The 16,022-nt window shown below is 67.3% G+C and carries 12 protein-coding genes; 4 read left to right on the top strand and 8 right to left on the bottom strand.

Annotated features, from left to right (window positions below):
• Nucleotides 1–151 precede the first annotated feature (151 nt).
• A complete protein-coding gene (locus AC07NY_RS19755) occupies nucleotides 152–1,468 on the bottom strand; it encodes an aspartate aminotransferase family protein (RefSeq protein ID WP_494585223.1) in 1,317 nt (438 codons plus the stop codon).
• 133 nt (nucleotides 1,469–1,601) lie between these two features.
• On the opposite strand from AC07NY_RS19755, the gene AC07NY_RS19750 reads away from it, so the two are divergent.
• Complete coding sequence (locus tag AC07NY_RS19750) at nucleotides 1,602–2,393, top strand: IclR family transcriptional regulator (RefSeq protein ID WP_494585222.1); 792 nt, start codon at nucleotides 1,602–1,604, stop codon at nucleotides 2,391–2,393.
• A 5-nt stretch (nucleotides 2,394–2,398) separates the two neighbouring features.
• On the opposite strand, the gene AC07NY_RS19745 is transcribed toward AC07NY_RS19750, so the two are convergent.
• From AC07NY_RS19745 to AC07NY_RS19720, 6 genes are all read right to left on the bottom strand, one after another.
• Nucleotides 2,399–3,346 (bottom strand): ABC transporter permease, encoded by a 948-nt coding sequence (locus AC07NY_RS19745; protein ID WP_494585221.1) that lies wholly within the window; start codon nucleotides 3,344–3,346, stop codon nucleotides 2,399–2,401.
• Entirely contained in the window at nucleotides 3,343–4,221 is an 879-nt protein-coding gene (locus tag AC07NY_RS19740; RefSeq protein ID WP_494585220.1) for an ABC transporter permease, read from the bottom strand. The genes AC07NY_RS19745 and AC07NY_RS19740 overlap by 4 nt, the downstream gene beginning before the upstream one ends.
• Before the next feature lie 43 nt (nucleotides 4,222–4,264).
• A complete protein-coding gene (locus AC07NY_RS19735) occupies nucleotides 4,265–5,803 on the bottom strand; it encodes an ABC transporter substrate-binding protein (RefSeq protein WP_494585219.1) in 1,539 nt (512 codons plus the stop codon).
• A gap of 30 nt (nucleotides 5,804–5,833) precedes the next feature.
• On the bottom strand, nucleotides 5,834–7,342 hold the full coding sequence (locus AC07NY_RS19730; protein ID WP_494585218.1) for a M81 family metallopeptidase: 1,509 nt from the start codon (nucleotides 7,340–7,342) through the stop codon (nucleotides 5,834–5,836).
• Between the two features lie 272 nt (nucleotides 7,343–7,614).
• Nucleotides 7,615–8,919: an alanine racemase gene (locus tag AC07NY_RS19725; protein ID WP_494585217.1), complete on the bottom strand. Its 1,305-nt coding sequence runs from the start codon at nucleotides 8,917–8,919 to the stop codon at nucleotides 7,615–7,617.
• Complete coding sequence (locus AC07NY_RS19720) at nucleotides 8,910–10,370, bottom strand: M81 family metallopeptidase (RefSeq protein WP_494585216.1); 1,461 nt, start codon at nucleotides 10,368–10,370, stop codon at nucleotides 8,910–8,912. The genes AC07NY_RS19725 and AC07NY_RS19720 overlap by 10 nt, the downstream gene beginning before the upstream one ends.
• A 187-nt stretch (nucleotides 10,371–10,557) precedes the next feature.
• Here AC07NY_RS19720 and AC07NY_RS19715 point away from each other — a divergent pair, with 187 nt between their 5' ends.
• Both AC07NY_RS19715 and AC07NY_RS19710 read left to right on the top strand, forming a co-directional pair.
• Complete coding sequence (locus AC07NY_RS19715; protein WP_494585215.1) at nucleotides 10,558–12,042, top strand: M81 family metallopeptidase; 1,485 nt, start codon at nucleotides 10,558–10,560, stop codon at nucleotides 12,040–12,042.
• A gap of 329 nt (nucleotides 12,043–12,371) precedes the next feature.
• Entirely contained in the window at nucleotides 12,372–14,717 is a 2,346-nt protein-coding gene (locus AC07NY_RS19710; protein WP_494585214.1) for a heavy metal translocating P-type ATPase, read from the top strand.
• Nucleotides 14,718–14,884: 167 nt separating this feature from the next.
• Here AC07NY_RS19710 and AC07NY_RS19705 read toward each other — a convergent pair whose 3' ends face one another.
• Entirely contained in the window at nucleotides 14,885–15,238 is a 354-nt protein-coding gene (locus AC07NY_RS19705; protein ID WP_494585213.1) for a hypothetical protein, read from the bottom strand.
• Between the two features lie 561 nt (nucleotides 15,239–15,799).
• Between AC07NY_RS19705 and AC07NY_RS19700 the strand changes: the two genes are divergently transcribed.
• A complete protein-coding gene (locus AC07NY_RS19700; protein ID WP_082009515.1) occupies nucleotides 15,800–15,955 on the top strand; it encodes a DUF1127 domain-containing protein in 156 nt (51 codons plus the stop codon).
• Nucleotides 15,956–16,022: the final 67 nt, after the last annotated feature.

Genomic DNA, 16,022 nt, shown 5'->3' with positions numbered 1-16,022 from the left:
TTGTCATTCCGGGGCGCGCCGCAGGCGCGAACCCGGAACCCACGACTGGGTGGAACATTCAACGCCACGTTATGAGCCGCTCGCCCAGTCGTGGGTTCCGGGTTCTTCGCTGCGCGAAGCCCCGGAATGACAACAGGAGAGGCCTGAACCGCTAAGCCACCGCCCGCGCTGCATCCCTGACCGCCGCCAGCGTCGCATCGACCACCGCAGCATCGTGCTCCGACGACACGAACCAGGCGCCGCGCTCCAGCACGCGCACGCCGCGCTTCAGCAGTTCATGGGCGAAGCGGCTATAGGCGACCTTGTCGGCGCGCGCGACATCCCGGTAGTTCCGCGCCGGCGCATCGAGCCCGAAGGCGACGTGGAACATCAGCGGGAAGCCGGCGACCTGCGCCTTGATGCCCGCTTCCTTCAGGATCGTTCGAATGCCGTCCTGCAGGCGCTGGCCGTGGATGGAGCTGCGCTCATAATGCTCCGGCGTCAGCGCCTTCTGGGTCGCGACGAGCGCCGCCATCGCCACCGGCTGGGCATTAAAGGTGCCGCCATGCAGCACGCCGTCGGCGAAGAGGTCGAGCAGGTCGGCCCGGCCCGCGATCGCCGCGACCGGGAAGCCGTTGGCGATCGCCTTGGCCATGAGGGTGAGGTCGGGTGTGACGCCGAAGCGCTCCTGCGCCCCACCGCGCCCGAGCCGGAAGCCGGTGATGACCTCGTCGAAGACTAGGATCGCGCCATGCTTGCGGCAGGCGGCGAGCGCGCCTTCCAGATAGCCCGGCGCAGGCGCGATGGCGCCCTGGTTGCACATCGCCGGCTCCATCAGCACGGCGGCGACATCGCCCTTGGCGAGCCGGGCTTCCAGCGCCGGGAGGTCGTTCCAGCCGAGGATCGAGAGCCCCTCGCCCGCTTCCGGCTCCTGGCCCTTGCTGCCAATCACCGGCGTCGGTGCGTCCTCGGGACCTGCCGCGTTCAGCCCCGGTGCCGTCGACCACAGGATATTGTCGAACCAGCCGTGATAATGCCCCTCGAACTTGACGATGGTCCGCTTGCCCGTGGCCGCACGCGCTAATCGCATCGCCGCCTGCGCCACCTCCGAGCCCGACGAGCCGAAGCGCAAACGCTCGGCCGAGGGAATGCGCTCGCAGATCAGTTGCGCCGCTTCCGCCTCGACCGGCATCTGCCCGGCGAAGAGGATGCCCTTCTCGGCCTGCCGCTTCACGGCCTCTATCACCGGCGCAGGCGTATGGCCGAGCATGGTCGCGCCCATGCCGCAGTAATAGTCGATGATCCGGTTGCCATCGACATCGATCAGATAGGCGCCCTCGCCGCGTTCGAAGACGAGCGGCCCGGGCTGCATGCCCAGCCGGAAATTGCTGTTCACGCCGCCGGCGATGAAGCGCGCATTCGCCGCGATCTGCCGGGCGGATTCGTCGAAGCGCAGGGCGCCCGCCTGCTGGCTGTCCTTGCCTGTCATTGCGTTGCCTCCTGCTGTTGCCTCGACCTCACCAGACCGCTTACTCCGCGTAAAGGAACAGCGGTTTCGCCTTGCGGAATTCATTGACCTTGGCCATCCTGGCTCTCGAGCGAGCCCGACCACCGGAGCGGCCATGCCTAAGAGAACCGACAATCCCTATGTCGTGCAGCCGGTCATGAAGGCTCTGAAGGTGCTGGAACTGGTCGCGCGTCACGGCCACGAGATCGCGCTCACGGCCGTCAGCAAGGAACTCAAGATCCCGAAGACGACGACCTTCCGCTATCTCCAGACACTGACCGCCGCCGGCTTCCTCGACCACAACCGCGCGACCGACCGCTACAATCTCGGGCCGCAATTGCGCGCCATCGCCCGCGCCGATGCCAGCGTCAGCAAGGTCCGCGAGCTGGCGCGGCCTGCGATGATCGAACTGATGCAGGAGTTCAACGAAACCGTGAACCTCGCCGTGAAGGGCAACGGCACCGTCGTCTATATCGACCTGATCGAGGCCAATCGTTCGCTGCGGATGCAGGCCCGCATCGGCGAAAGCCACCCGATGCATTCGACCGCGCTCGGCAAGGCGATCCTCGCCTTCCTCCCCGACGCTGAGCGCCAGCGGCAGCTCGACCTGCCGCTGACCGAGCGCACCGGCCGTACCTTGCTGGAGCGCGAGGAGATCGAGCGGCAGCTCCGGCAGGTCGCGCGCACCGGCTATGCCACGGAGATGGGCGAGAACGAGGACGGCGCGATGTGCGTCGGCGTGCCGATCCTCGACGATAACGGCTATCCCGTCGCGGCGCTCAGCGTCTCCGCGCCCTTGATGCGGATGCCGCATTCGCTGGCGGCCAAGGTCGGCACGCGCCTGCGCGAGGTCGCGACGGGCATCTCGACCCATCTCGGCTCGCGGCCTACGGCTGATCTGCGCTAAGGCGCTCATCGGTATTCGATCCGCGGGTCGATCCAGGCATAGAGCATGTCGACCGTGAGGTTGATCAGCATGTACGCGACCAGGATCACCAGGATGCAGCCCTGGATCAGCGGGTAGTCGCGGGTGCTGATCGCCTGGATCAGCAGGCGCCCGAGGCCCGGATAGGTGAAGACCGCCTCGGTCACCACGGCGCCGCCGATGAAGTTCGCCATCATCAGGCCGACGATGGTGACGAAGGGCAGGAGCGCGTTGCGCATGATGTGGAAGCCGACGATGCGGTTCTCCGGCACGCCCTTGGCACGCGCCGTGCGGACATAATCGGCCCGCGCCTCGCCGATCAGCGACGCCCGCAGGAACCGCGCCAGGATGCCCGAGACATAGGTGCCGAGCGTGATCGCCGGCAGCGCGAGGCTGCGCAGCGCATCGACCGGCGATTCCCAGAACGGGACATGGCGCGAGGCCGAGGGCAGCCAGCGCAATTCCACCGCGAAGAGCAGGATCAGCAGGATGCCGAGCCAGAAGGTCGGCACGCCGAGCGCCAGCGCGCTCCAGCCGCTGAGCAGGCGATCGAGCCAGGAATTCGCCTTCACGGCGCTCGCGATCGCGACGGGGATGCCGATGACGAGCGCGACGAAGATCGCGGCGAGCGCGAGTTGCAAGGTTGCCGGCAGGCGCTCGCCGATCAGTTGCAACACCGGCTGGCGGCTGTGCAGCGAGAGCCCGAAATCGCCCATCGCCGCGCGGCCGAGCCAATCCGCGTATTGCACCACCATCGGCCGGTCGAGCCCGTAACGCTGGATCGCGGCGGCGATCTCTTCCGGCCCGGCATTCTCGCCGACGATCACCGCGACCGGCCCGCCCGGCACCGCATAGATCATCGCGAAGATCGCGAAGGAAGCGAGCAACAGCACCGGCAGCATCTGGAACAGACGGCGCAGGACATATCCCGTCATCGCCGGCCCCCGATGGTCTCGCCGCTGGCATCCGTCTCGTCGCGGTCGAGGATCGCGGTCAGCGCCCGGCCGATCGTGTCGAGCGACAGGATCGTCAGCGTCAGCACGATGCCGGGCAGCACCGCATAGGTCGGCGCCTCGTAGAGATAGGATTTCCCGGTACGCAGCATCTCGCCCCAGCTCGGGGTCGGCGGCGGCACGCCGACCCCGAGGAAGGCGAGCGCCGCCTCCAGCAGGATCGCGATGGAGGCCAGCACGATCGCCTGCACCACCAACGGGCTCAAGGCGTTGGGCAGGATCGTCCGGAACATGATGTAGCCGGGGCTGCCACCGAAGGCGCGCACCGCCGTGACGAAATCGAGCTGGCGCAGGGCCATGACCTGCGCCCGCGCGATGCGGGCGAAGCCCGGAATGCCGGCAATGCCGACCGCGATCAGCGCCGCGCCCTGGCTGCGCCCGAGCACCGCGATCAGCGCCATCGCGAACAGGATGTTCGGCAGCGCCAAGAGCACGTCGATGCAGCGCATCAGCAGGGAATCGCGCCAGTCACCGTAGAAGCCGGCGGCGAGCCCGATCGGCACACCGATGAGCGCCGCGATCACAACCGCGCCGACCGCAGTCAAAAGCGAGGTCCGCGCGCCATAGATGACGCGCGCCAGGATATCGCGGCCGAGTTCGTCGGTGCCGAACCAGTTCTCGGCCGAGGGCGGCAGTAGCGAGGCCGCCACGCTCTGCGACAGCGGATCGAAGGGCAACACGGTCGCGAAACCCGCCGCGAGCGCTACCAGCGCGAGGAAGCCAAGCCCCAGGGCGGCGCCGCGCCGGGCCAGCAGCCGGCGCAGCAATCCCTTGATCCGGGCAAGCGTCTCCGTCATCGCCGGGCGCCGCGCTCGCGCCGCCCGGCGCCGTTAGGCCGCATCATTTGAAGCCGATGGTGCGGGCGACGAAGAGGTTGTCGATATCGAGCGTCACGCCGCCGATCTTGTCGGAGGCGACGATCAGGCCGACATCGTAGGAATTGGTCGGGATGCCAAAGGCCTCCTCGACCATGACCTTGTTGAGGTTGTCATAGGCCGCCTTGACCTCGGCCGCTCCGCCCGAGGCGGCATCGACCCGGGCGATCGCCGCGACATAGTCGGGATGCGGATGCGGGTCCTTCAGGACCGGATTGCCCGAAGTGCGGTAGATCGAGTTGGTGGCGACGCGCGACGGGAATTTCTGGACATTGCCGACGGCGCCGAAGGTCGCCGCGAAATCGCCGCCGAGCAGCGCGGTGACGTATTCCGCGCCCTGCCGCATGTCGAGCTCGACGGGGATGCCGATCTTCTGCAGCGAGCCCTGCACGATCTGGCTGATCGCCACCGACGACTCGTCGCTGCCGTTCACCAGCAGCTTCCAGTTCTTGATCTCGTCGGCGGAAAGGCCGGAAGCGGCGATCAGCTTCTTCGCCTTCTCCAGGTCATAGGCATAGGTCGCGTTGTAGCTCTCGTCATAGGCCGGGCTCGCCGGCGCCCAGGGCAGCGCCACGACCTTGCCCATGCCGGCATAGCCGACGCGCAGGATGCTCGGCCGGTCCATCAGATGATTGAAGGCCTGCCGGAACGCCTTGTTCCGGAACGGTCCGCGCGTCGAGTTGATGCGGAAGACCTGCACCAATGGCCCCGGCCCGGCGAAGACCTGGAAACCGGCATTCTTGAGCCGTACCGCACTGCGCGAGGAGCCGTTATAGACGATGTCGACCGCGCCCGATTCCAGCGCCGCGCTGGCGGACGCATCTTCGCTGAACACGGTGAAGACGAGGTCCTGTACGATCGGCTGCTTCTCGCGCCAGTATTTTGGATTGGCCTTGAGCGTCAGGCTCTGGCCGACGGCGCGGTTGACCAGCGTATAGGGCCCGGTGCCGGCCGGCACGGTCTCGACCGTGTCGATGCCCTTGGGGTCGATCGGGATCAGGAATTGCAGGAGGTCGAGGATCTGGCGCTCGGGCACCGACGCCTTGAAATTGATCGTCACCGTCGCATCGTCCGGCGCCGACCAGTCCTTGACGATCGACATCGTCGGGAAGACGTTCTTGCCGCGCTTGGGATCGGCGCCCTTCTGCAGGGTCGCCAGCACGGAATCCGCTTTGAACGGCGTGCCGCTCTGGAAGGTCACGCCGCTGCGCAGCTTCAGCGTGACGGATTTCTTGTCGGCGGCGATAGCCCATTCCGTCGCCAGGCTCGGCTCCGGCTTCCCCTCCGGCGTGTATTCGATCAGGCTGTCATAGAGGTTCTTGATGACGTGGAAATTCACCGTCGAGAGCTGCTGCGGATCGTAATTCGCCAGCTCGCTCAGCACGGCGACGCGCAGCCTCCCACCCTTGAGCTGCTGGGCTGAGGCCGGCAAGGCCCCCGCCAGGGATACGCCCGCCAGCGCAAGGCCGGCCATGCCGAATTGACGTCGCGACAGCTTTGTCATCGCTTTCCCCTTTGTCGTGTTGGTTTCGTCTCAGCGCGTCCCCGCTCCCGGCTGGGACGAATGTGCCCGCCAGTCGCTTATTGTCTCCAACGGATAGACCGGGCGCGGAATCCGCTGCCACGGCAGGGTGAACACGTCCGATTGCCCCGGCCCACGCGTGTCGGCGCGGACGAGCCCGGAGGCGATCCGGTCAAAATACTGGAAGTTCGATGCCGTCTTGAGCACCGCCATCTTGTAGTCGGAGAGGTCGATCCCGAAGGCCTCGTAGACATCGGGCACGTTGCCCGCGACGCCGCGCAGTTCCGAGATCAGCAGCGTCACCGGCCCGACATCGAAGACCGCGACCCGGCCCATATCGACCTCGGGCTGATGATTGAAGTTCAGCGGGATCGAGCCGCCGCCGAGCTTCCTGACCTTGCCCGTCACGGTCAGCGGCTTGAAGAAGGCGGTTGCCGCATCGCCCCCGAGCGGCAGCGTCACCTCGGCGCCCTCTCCCGCCGCCGTCAGCGTCGCGACGGCCTTGGGCGAGATCAGCGGGATCAGCGCCTTGCTTCTGATGCCGAGCCGCAGCATCGCTTCCAGCAGCAGGTTGCTGTCGCCGGCCGCGCCACCGAAAACGGTGTCGCCGGTATCGCTGACCACGACCATGCCGCGCTCCGCTGCATCGGCCTTGCGCACGGCATCGTCGATGGAGACTGCCTCGCGCACCTGGAAATCGTCGCGCATCGACCAGGCGAGATCGGCCAGCTCGTCAGCAAGCGTCTCGGCCAGCGCCTGATCGCCATCGGTGACCACGATCGTCGACCAGCCGCCCTCGGCGACATCGAGCCAGGGCTGCATCGGATAGTTCGAGGCCTGCAAGACGCGCCGGTCGGACTCGATGGCGCGGGCCCGATCGAACCAGACCTTCATCGGCCCCTTCGAGGTCAGGAACTGTTCCTGATGCGAGAGCAGCGGGATCTTGCGCCAGGCCATGACCGGCTTGCACTTCTCGGTGAGGATGCGCAGCAGCACCTCGGTCCCGACCTTGCCGGTGTCGAATACGTCATGCGGCTGGGTGCGATGGCCGACGATCGCCGTGCAATTGGCCATGATCTTGTGGGTGACATTGGCGTGGTGATCGAGCCCGAGCAGGATCGGCACGTCCGGCCCCAAAATCCTGCGGCAAAGTTCAGCCTGCTCGCCTTCGACATCGTCGATGCCTTCGGCCGCGCAGGCGCCGTGAAGATGTAGGACGAGCCCGTCGATCGGCCCGACCGTCTCGAGCCCTGCCCGGATCTTCGCCTGGAAGAAGTCGAAGGCCTCGCGCGAGATGCGTCCGCCCGCAACGGCCCAGGCGCGGATGACCGGGATCGTCTCGATCGCGAGCCCGCTTTCCTTCACCGCCGCGTAATGCCCGCCGATCTGGCCGATCTCGCCGAACTGCCGGGCGATCTCCTCGCCCTCGACGAGGCCGAACGCCTCGAAATCGGCGAGCGTCGTCAGCAGCGGATTGAAGTCGTTCGTCTCCTGAACGATGTGGATCAGCGCCAGACGCACGGGCATCCTCCCGGATTGCGACCGCTGCTCCGGCCGATGCCGGGCGAAGCGGTTTGTCGACTTCAGGGCATCGCGTTGGGCTGCATTCCAGTCGAACAGCAGCCCGGCCTCATCGTCAAAAGCGTAGTTGCGTCAGATATTTCGCGTCAAGGATTGGATGTTCCACCTGAAGGAACAGGCGCACGTCAGCGTCTTTAGGGGAACTCAGCCCTCATCCTGAGGAGCGCTCGAGACGCAGCCTCCGGATAAGGGCTGTGATGTGGAACCCAGCCTCAGAAGTAGGTCCGGATGGCGCCAGTGACGGTCCAGTCGTCATCGACCAGCATCAGCACCGCCCATTTGTCGAAGGTCGTGCAGGGATGGCCGATGCCGAAGGCGACCATGTCGCCGACCTGCAAGGGGCTCTCCTCAGGCGTGCCGAGATGGCAATGCTGGTCGTTGAGCCCCAGCACCGTATGGCCGGCCGGCATCGGCTCCGGCCGCTTCATCGCTCCGCCCGGCCGATACCAACGTAAGGGCACCGGCATGCCGGAATCGAACGAGATATCGCGCTTGCCGACGGTGAGCAGGCTGCGCCCGCGCTCCGGCCGCGACTGGACATAGGCCCAGACCTCCAGCGCCGGCTCCAGCCCGCCCGGCGGCAGCTTGAGGCTGGTCTCCAGCGTGATCCGCCGGAAGGCAGCCGAATAGACCGTGGAATCATGCGTGAGGTAGCAACCGGAGCGCAGCACCTTGATGATCGGTCGCTTGAAGGCGGCCGCGTTGAAGGCCTCGCCGACTCGGTCGAACAGCGAGGTTCCGCCGGCCGAAAGCACCATCGGCTCCGGCCCCAGCAACCCCTCGCCCTCCGCAGCCGCAGCGACCGCAACGACCTCACCGAGCAGCCTGTCGGCATTGGCGGTATCGCTGTGCAAACCCTCGAAGCATTCGAAGCCGGCGAGCCGCAGGCCCGGCGCACCCGCGATCGCCCGCGCCACGGCCAGCGCCTCCTCGCGCGTCCGCGCACCGGTGCGCCCGCCCATGAAGCCGATCTCGACGAAGATGCGTAGCGGATTTGCGCCCGCGTGGCCCCTCGCCGCCTCCGCCAGCAGGCCGACCCCGGCGACGCTGTCGGCAAGGCAATAGAGCTCGAAACCGGGTTCCCGCAGCGCCTCGAAACAGGCCGCAACCTCCTGCCGCCCGATCGGCTGGTTGGCGAGGATGACGCGCTTCACGCCGAAATGCCGGGCGACGGCCAGTTGCTGCATCGTCGCGACGGTGATCGCCCAGGCACCGTCGGCGATCTGGAGGTCGAAGAGCTGCGGCGCCATCGTCGTCTTGCCATGCGGCGCGATCAACAGATCATTGGCGGCGCTGAACGCGCTCATCCAGGCGCTGTTGGCCCTGAGCACGCTCTCGCGGATCACGGCGAGCGGCATCGGCAGGTCGCCGGCGAGCACGTTCCAGCCCTGCTTGCCGACATCGCCCAGCCTGAGCGAGGCACCCGGCGGCAGTCCCTTCACCAGCACATCGAGGCGCTGGTCCTCGATTTCGCGGAGCGACAGGCGCGGGAGCGGAGCGGAAGCAGTCACAGCCATGGATTCGGGTCCAGCGGAGAGAAGGGGCGTTTCACCTTGGTGTAGGGGATCTTGCTCGCATCGGGCGGGTAGGGTCCACCGCTGTCGAGATAAAGCACCTGTGCCGCGATCGGCGCGAAGGCAGCGTGGAAATGGTTGGAGGATTTCACCACCACCACCGTCTTCGCCGAAAGGTCGATGCCGAGATCGGTGAAGACCGGCGGGCTGAAGGTCTGCGCCCGCGTCGAGGCCAGCACGATGTCGAGCTGGCCGATCCGGATCGCCGCCGCCGGCCCGAGCGACACCCAGCTCTGCGCGAACGGGATCAGCAGGTCCCCGGTCGTGCCCGTAACCGTCACCACCGCATCGATTGGCCGGCCCGAGGATGGCGCCGCCTTCCCGATGAAGCGCAAGGGAATCTCGGCGCCGACGCCCGCCGCCCGGCACAGACTGACCGCCACCGGGTCCCACATGGCGCCGATCGCAGCCGGCACATCCGGATGCCGCAGCAGCGCCTCGACCATCACGGATGAATCGCCGGCGACGCCGCCGCCCGGATTGTCCCAACGATCGGCCAGCACCACCGGCTTGCCGGGTTGGGCCAGTTCCAGCGCCGCCGCGATCCCCTCCTCGGGCTTGTAATGCTTCGGCGAGGCGCCCTGCCCCCAGCGCAGGATTTCGAGGCCGAGCTGTTTCGCCAGCACAGCCGCCTTCGCCTCGTCGCCATCGGCGATCACCAGCACCTTGGTCCCGACATCGGCGACATCCGCCGCCTGGAAGCCATGCGCGACCGAGATCGAGAGGATATCGTCCTTGCCCTCCATCGCAAGCAGCCGGTCGACGAAGCTGCGGCCGGGCTCGCGGCTGGTCATGAAGGCGGCGAGCCCGTGGCAATCGAACACGGCGCTGACCGGTTTCACCTGCTTGCGCGCGGTCTTGAGGCACAATTCCAGCAGATCCTCGGCCCGCGCCAGAAAATCCGTATGCGGAAACTCCTTGAAGGCGACGATGATGTCGGCACCTGCGACCATCTCCGCCGTCAGATGGCAATGCATGTCGAGCTCGGCTCCGACGACGCAATTCGGCCCAACCAGCGCCCTCACCCGCGCGATCAGGTCGCCCTCGCAATCATCATAGCCGCGCGCCACCATCGACCCATGCAGGCCGAGCAGGACGATGTCGATCGGCAGCGCCGCCTTGAGCTGATCGAGGATTTCGTCGCGCAGGCTCTCGTAGCCCTCCTGCGAGACGAGGCCGGCAGGCTCGGCCCAGGTCGCGGTGCCTTCGACCAGCTCGTAGCCCTCGCTGGCGGCGCGGCGCCGTGCCGCGACAGTCGGCGCCGAGCACAGCGTCGGCGTATCCGGATGCGTGCCGGGTGGGCAGTAGAAGGCGCCCTCGAAGGCGCTGCGATCGACGAAGAGCGGTGCAAAGGTGTTGGTTTCCGTCGCCAGCGACGCAGTGAAGACGCGCATCCGCATGCTCTCTCGATCAGGCGCGGCAGCCGCTTCTTCGGGTTGCCGACCGGCCTCATGAAACCGGGACAGGGCGCGGCCTGTCAAAGCACCCGCGTTCCTCCGAACGGAACAATGTCGGCTTGATCCGGAACAGATCGGCGGCCGAGATGCGCAGGCCTCGCAAGCCTGGGAGATTCAGCCGATCATGTCCCGCCGCCGCATCCTGCTGGGATCGCTGTTCCACGAGACCCACAGCTTCATCGACGAAGAGACGACGCTCGCCGATTTCAGCATCCGCAAGGGCGCGGAGCTGCTGGCCCGGCGCGGCGACGGCTCGACGGTGGACGGCTTCCTCGAAGTCGCCGAGGCCGAAGGCTGGGAGGTCCTGCCGACCATCGACTACACCGCCCTGCCCGCCGGCACGGTCGATCATGCCGTGTTCCGGCGTTTCCTTGCGGAGTTCGACACCGGCCTGAAGGCGGCGCTCGCCAATGGCGGCCTCGACGGCATCTGGCTCGCCCTGCACGGTGCCATGGTCACGACCGAATGCCTTGATCCGGAAGGCACGCTCCTCGCCCATATCCGCGCGGTGCCCGGTTGCGAGACCTTGCCTGTCTTCGGCGTTTTCGACCTGCATGCGAACTTCACCGCCGCGATGGCGGAACATGCCAACGCGCTCGTCGCCTATCGCGAGAACCCCCATACGGACGCGCGCGAATCTGCCGTGCGATCAGCCAGGCTGCTGGCGCGAGCGCTCGCGCGCGGCGAACGGCCCCGCATGCTCTCCTGCAACGCCCCAGTGATCTGGCCGCCGACCGGCACCGGCACGGCCGACCGGCCGATGCGCGATCTGGAGGCGCTGGCACGTCGGATCGAGCAGGAGAACCCGGATATCTGGGTGGCCAATGTCGTCGGCGGCTATTCCTTCTCGGATGTGCCCGAGGCCGGCGTCGCCTTCGCGGTCGCCTTCACCGGCCCGGGAGCTCCCGCTCGCGAAGCGCTGGAGCGCCTGTCCGCGACCGCTACGGAACTGCGCGAATTCGGCCTGCCGGCGGAATGGGACATCGACGAGGCCGTGGCCGAGATCCTGCGCTCGGAGGGCGGCCCTTATATCGTGGTCGAGCCGGCCGACAATATCGGCGGCGGCGCACCGGGCGACTCGACCTCGGTGCTGCGCGCCTTCCTGCGCCATGGCGTGGAGAATTGCGCGGTCGCCATTGCCGATCCCACCGCCGTCGCCGCCATGGCGGGCGCCAAGCCCGGCGAGGCCCGCAAGCTCTCGATCGGCGGCAAGGGCAGCGCCATCGCCGAAGGACCTGTCGAGATCGAGGCCAGCTTCATCAGCGCCAGCGACGGCGAATTCGCGCTGGAGGACCTCAACAGCCATCTCGCGGCCTCGCAGGGCTCGCGCTTCAGCATGGGGCCGTGTGTCGTTGTTCAGGTCGAGGGCGTCACGGTGCTGCTGAGCAGCCGCAAGACCCCGCCTTTCGACCTCGGCCAGCTCCGCTCGCAGGGCATCGAGCCGGAGACGCTGAAGGCGATCGGCGTCAAGGCGGCGGTCGCGCATCGGCGCGCCTATGACAAGATCGCGAAGGGGAGCTTCACCGTGACGACGCCGGGCCCCTGTACCAGCGGGATCGCCGGCCTGCCCTACAAGCGCCTGCGCCGGCCGGTGTTCCCGCTGGATTGAAACAGGCCGTCATTCTCGGGCGAAGCGCCTCTCATATCGCACGGAACCACTCCGTCATCCCGGACAAGCGGCAAAGCCGCGCAGATCCGGGATCCATCGTAAAGCGCTGAACCCTCCGATGGATCCCGGCGCTCCGCTTCGCTGCGGCCGGGATGACGAAGTGGTTCCGTGCAAGAACAGCAGCCTGGATCGAGAAAATGGTTTCCGTCATGCTCGGGTCAAACCCGAGCATGACGCCCATGCGGCCGACCTGCATTTTCCCCCTTGAACCTGAAGTGGCTACAGCTTGTAGAGAGGTGTCCGTAACGCAAGAAAAACGGAGACATGTCATGGCCGCCCGCCCCGAAACCCCGAGCCAGACCCTGTCCTGGAAGGTCGGCGGCATGGATTGCGCGAGCTGCGCGACGAAGATTCGCGGTGCGGTCGAGCGCCTGCCCGGCGTCAGCGACGTCAAACTCTCGGTGATGTCGGAGACGCTGACACTCGCACTCGATGCCGGCGCGACCACGCCGGAAGCGATCGAGAAGCGCGTCAACGGCCTCGGCTACACCACGGCAGCACTGGCCGCCCCAGCCGCCGAGCGCCCGGCTGCCAAGCAGGACAATTGCGGCTGCGGCCATGACCATGGCAGCCACGACCATCCCCATGAGCACGCCAAGCATGAGCATGGCGACGACCACAAGCACGACCACGATCATTCCGGCCACGATCACGCTGGCCATGACCACGGCCCGAAGACCGCCGCCACCGCGAACGATCAGGGCCACGGCCTGCCCGGCCATGTCCATGAGGCGACGCCAGAGGGCGCGAGCTGGTACCAGACGGCCAAGGGCCGCCTCGTCATCGCGACGGGCCTGGTCCTCGGCGCGGCCTATGCCGCGGGCGTGATCTGGCCGGGCATCGGCCACCCGGCCTTCATCCTGGCCTGTATCGTCGGCGTCGCCCCCGTGGCGAAGCGCGCCTTTGCGGCGGCCCGCGCCGGCATCCCCTTCACCATCGAGATGCTGATGACGATCGCCGCCATCGGCGCGCTCTTCATCGGCGCCGCCGAGGAAGCGGCGCTGGTCGTCTTCCTCTTCGCGGTCGGCGAAGTCCTCGAGGGCGTCGCGGCCGACCGCGCCCGCGCCTCGATCCGGGCGCTCGGCGATCTCGTCCCCAAGACCGCCATCGTCGAGGAGAACGGCGCGACCCGCCAGGTCGATGCCGCGAGCCTCAGGATCGGCCAGACCGTGCTGGTCCGCCCCGGCGACCGCATCCCGGCCGATGGCGAGATCACCGACGGCACCTCCGGCATCGACGAGAGCCCGGTGACCGGCGAATCCGTGCCCAAGACCAAGGGCGTCGGCGAGCCCGTCTATGCCGGCTCGGTCAACCGCGAGGCGGCGCTGCGCGTTCGCGTCGACAAGGCGGCCGAGGACAACACCATCGCCCGCATCATCCGTCTCGTCGAGGAGGCGCAGGAGGCCCGCGCCCCGACCGAACGCTTCATCGACCGCTTCTCGCGCTGGTACATGCCGGCGATCGTAGGCCTCGCCGTGCTGGTCGCGCTGGTGCCCCCGCTCCTGCTCGGCGCCGAATGGTCGGTCTGGATCTACCGGTCGCTCGCCCTGCTGCTGATCGGCTGCCCCTGCGCGCTGGTCATCTCGGTGCCCGCCTCGATCGCCGCCGCCTTGTCGGCCGGCGCCCGCCAGGGCCTGTTGATGAAGGGCGGCGTCGTCATCGAGACCGCCGCCAAGACCGGCCTCGTCGCCTTCGACAAGACCGGCACCCTCACCCAGGGCAAGCCGCGCGTCACCGATGTCGTGGCACTCAGTGGCAGCGAGGCGGAGGTGCTGGCCTTCGCCGCCGCGGTCGAATACGGCTCGTCACACCCGCTGGCCGAGGCCGTGCTGGAGCGCACCCGCACCGACGGCATCGCCTATAAGCCTGCGACCGAAGCCGCAGCACTGGCCGGCCAGGGCGTCACCGGCAAGGTCGATGGCCGCGCCGTCTTCGTCGGCGCCCCGCGCCATGCCGAGAGCCGCGCGCCCTTCGACAAGCGGGCCCGCGTCACGGCCGAGGAGCTGGAGGCCGCCGGCAAGACCGTCGCCGCCGTCATCGTCGACGGCGCGCTCGCCGGCTTCATCGCGCTGCGCGACGAGCCGCGCGAGGACGCCGCGGCAGCCATCGCCGAGCTCAAGGCCATGGGCATCCGCTCGACCATGCTGACCGGCGACAATGCCCGCACCGGCGCCGCCATCGCCGCCGGCCTCGGCATGGAGCACAAGGCAGAGCTGATGCCTGACGACAAGGTCGCGGCGATCAAGGCCTTCTCCGGCGAGACGTCGGTGATGATGGTCGGCGACGGCATCAACGATGCGCCGGCTCTGGCGGCCGCCAGCATCGGCATCGCCATGGGCTCGGGCACCGATGTCGCGCTGGAGACGGCGGACGGCGCGGTGCTGAAGAGCCGCGTGCGCGATGTCGCGGCGCTGATCCGGCTGGCACGCGCGGCGATGGGCAATATCCGCACCAACATCACGATCGCGCTTGGGCTGAAGGCGGTGTTCCTGGTAACCAGCGTGCTCGGCTATACCGGCCTCTGGGTCGCGATCCTCGCCGATACCGGCGCGACCGTGATCGTCACGGCCAACGCGCTGCGGCTCCTGCGCTTCGACGCCGGCAAGGTGAGCTGAACAGTAGCGCCACACAGTTGTCATTCCGGGGCGCGCCGCAGGCGCGAACCCGGAACCCACGACTGGGTGGGAGTGTGGTGTTCAGTTGCAAGCGGCTCGCCCGGTCGTGGCTTCCGGGTTCTTCGCTACGCGAAGCCCCGGAATGACAAGGTGGCTCGAAGCGTGCCTCAGACCCGGATATCGGCGAGCGCGCCGGTCTTCTTCGCGCTCTCGCCCTTGGCTTCCATCTGCTTCAGCATCTCGTCGCGGATCTTGGTCATGACGTCGGCCTTGGCTTGCGCGTCGAGCTTGTTGAATTCCTCCTCGCTCATGCCGAGCTTGGCGAGGAGCGCGGCCTGAACCCGCTCCTCCGGCGTCATCCGCGCGATCTTCAGGAATTCGGCTTCGGTCGAGGACGAGGAGGCAGAGGACGAGGCGGAAGCGCCGCCCCCCTGCTTCGAATCCTCATCGGCTACCTGTGTGGCGGCGTAGGCCTTCGGCAGGTTGACGGGCCAGTTCGAGGTCGAGAATGAGACGGTCATCGCGCGCTCCTTTCTGTTGACCACCGGCAGGCAAGCTCCGGGCCGCGGCGGCGCTGCGAAAAACCGCTATTGATTTCAACGAACTGGCTGATATCCGACTCAGACACCGGCGGGCCATCGACCGTCGAATCGGCAAGTTCTGCCCGGCAAGCGCTGCCGCACGCGGAGTATTTCGAGTCGTGCCGGAAACCTCCGCTGCGACCCGGCATCGCAGCCGCGCCGCTCCTGCTGCAACGCAAAATTGCCCTGCCGCAAGCGCTCGCCATTTAGCAACTGCAACATGCCTACTTAATAGGCAATCATTCTCGCAGCCACCCGTCCGGGCTGACGAATGCACAATTCGAAGGCTGTCGATTTCCTCAGTTTCGCCGCAAGCGTTACGTTCAGCGCAGAACGATCCCCCGAAAATGACCGGAACCTTAACTCGTCATGCGTTGAAAGCATATCGGAGCTGACGACGTGCCCCTGTTAGAAGCAGGCTGTCCGGTTTATATGCAGTGCACAACGAAATTATCGCTGTGGGCACCGCCCCGGTCCGGAATATCGCTAAGGAAAACCACCATGTTCGTCACCATGATCGCTGCCAAAATCCGCGCCTACCTCCGTTATCGCGAGACCGTTCGCGAGCTCTCCCGTCTGACCGACCGCGAGCTCGACGATCTCGGCCTGTCGCGCTCGGAGATCTCCTTCATCGCGCGTTCGCACGCTGCGGCCTGAAGGCTTTGGAATAAGAACCGCCGCGCACAGGGTGCGGCGCGTTCCGTGTAGTTTCTCCTGAGGCTCG

Source organism: Allobosea sp. GW821-FHT09G06 (assembly GCF_059416005.1).
Note: the sequence above shows the minus strand (reverse complement) of the source record. Positions and strands in the feature narration are given on the sequence as shown.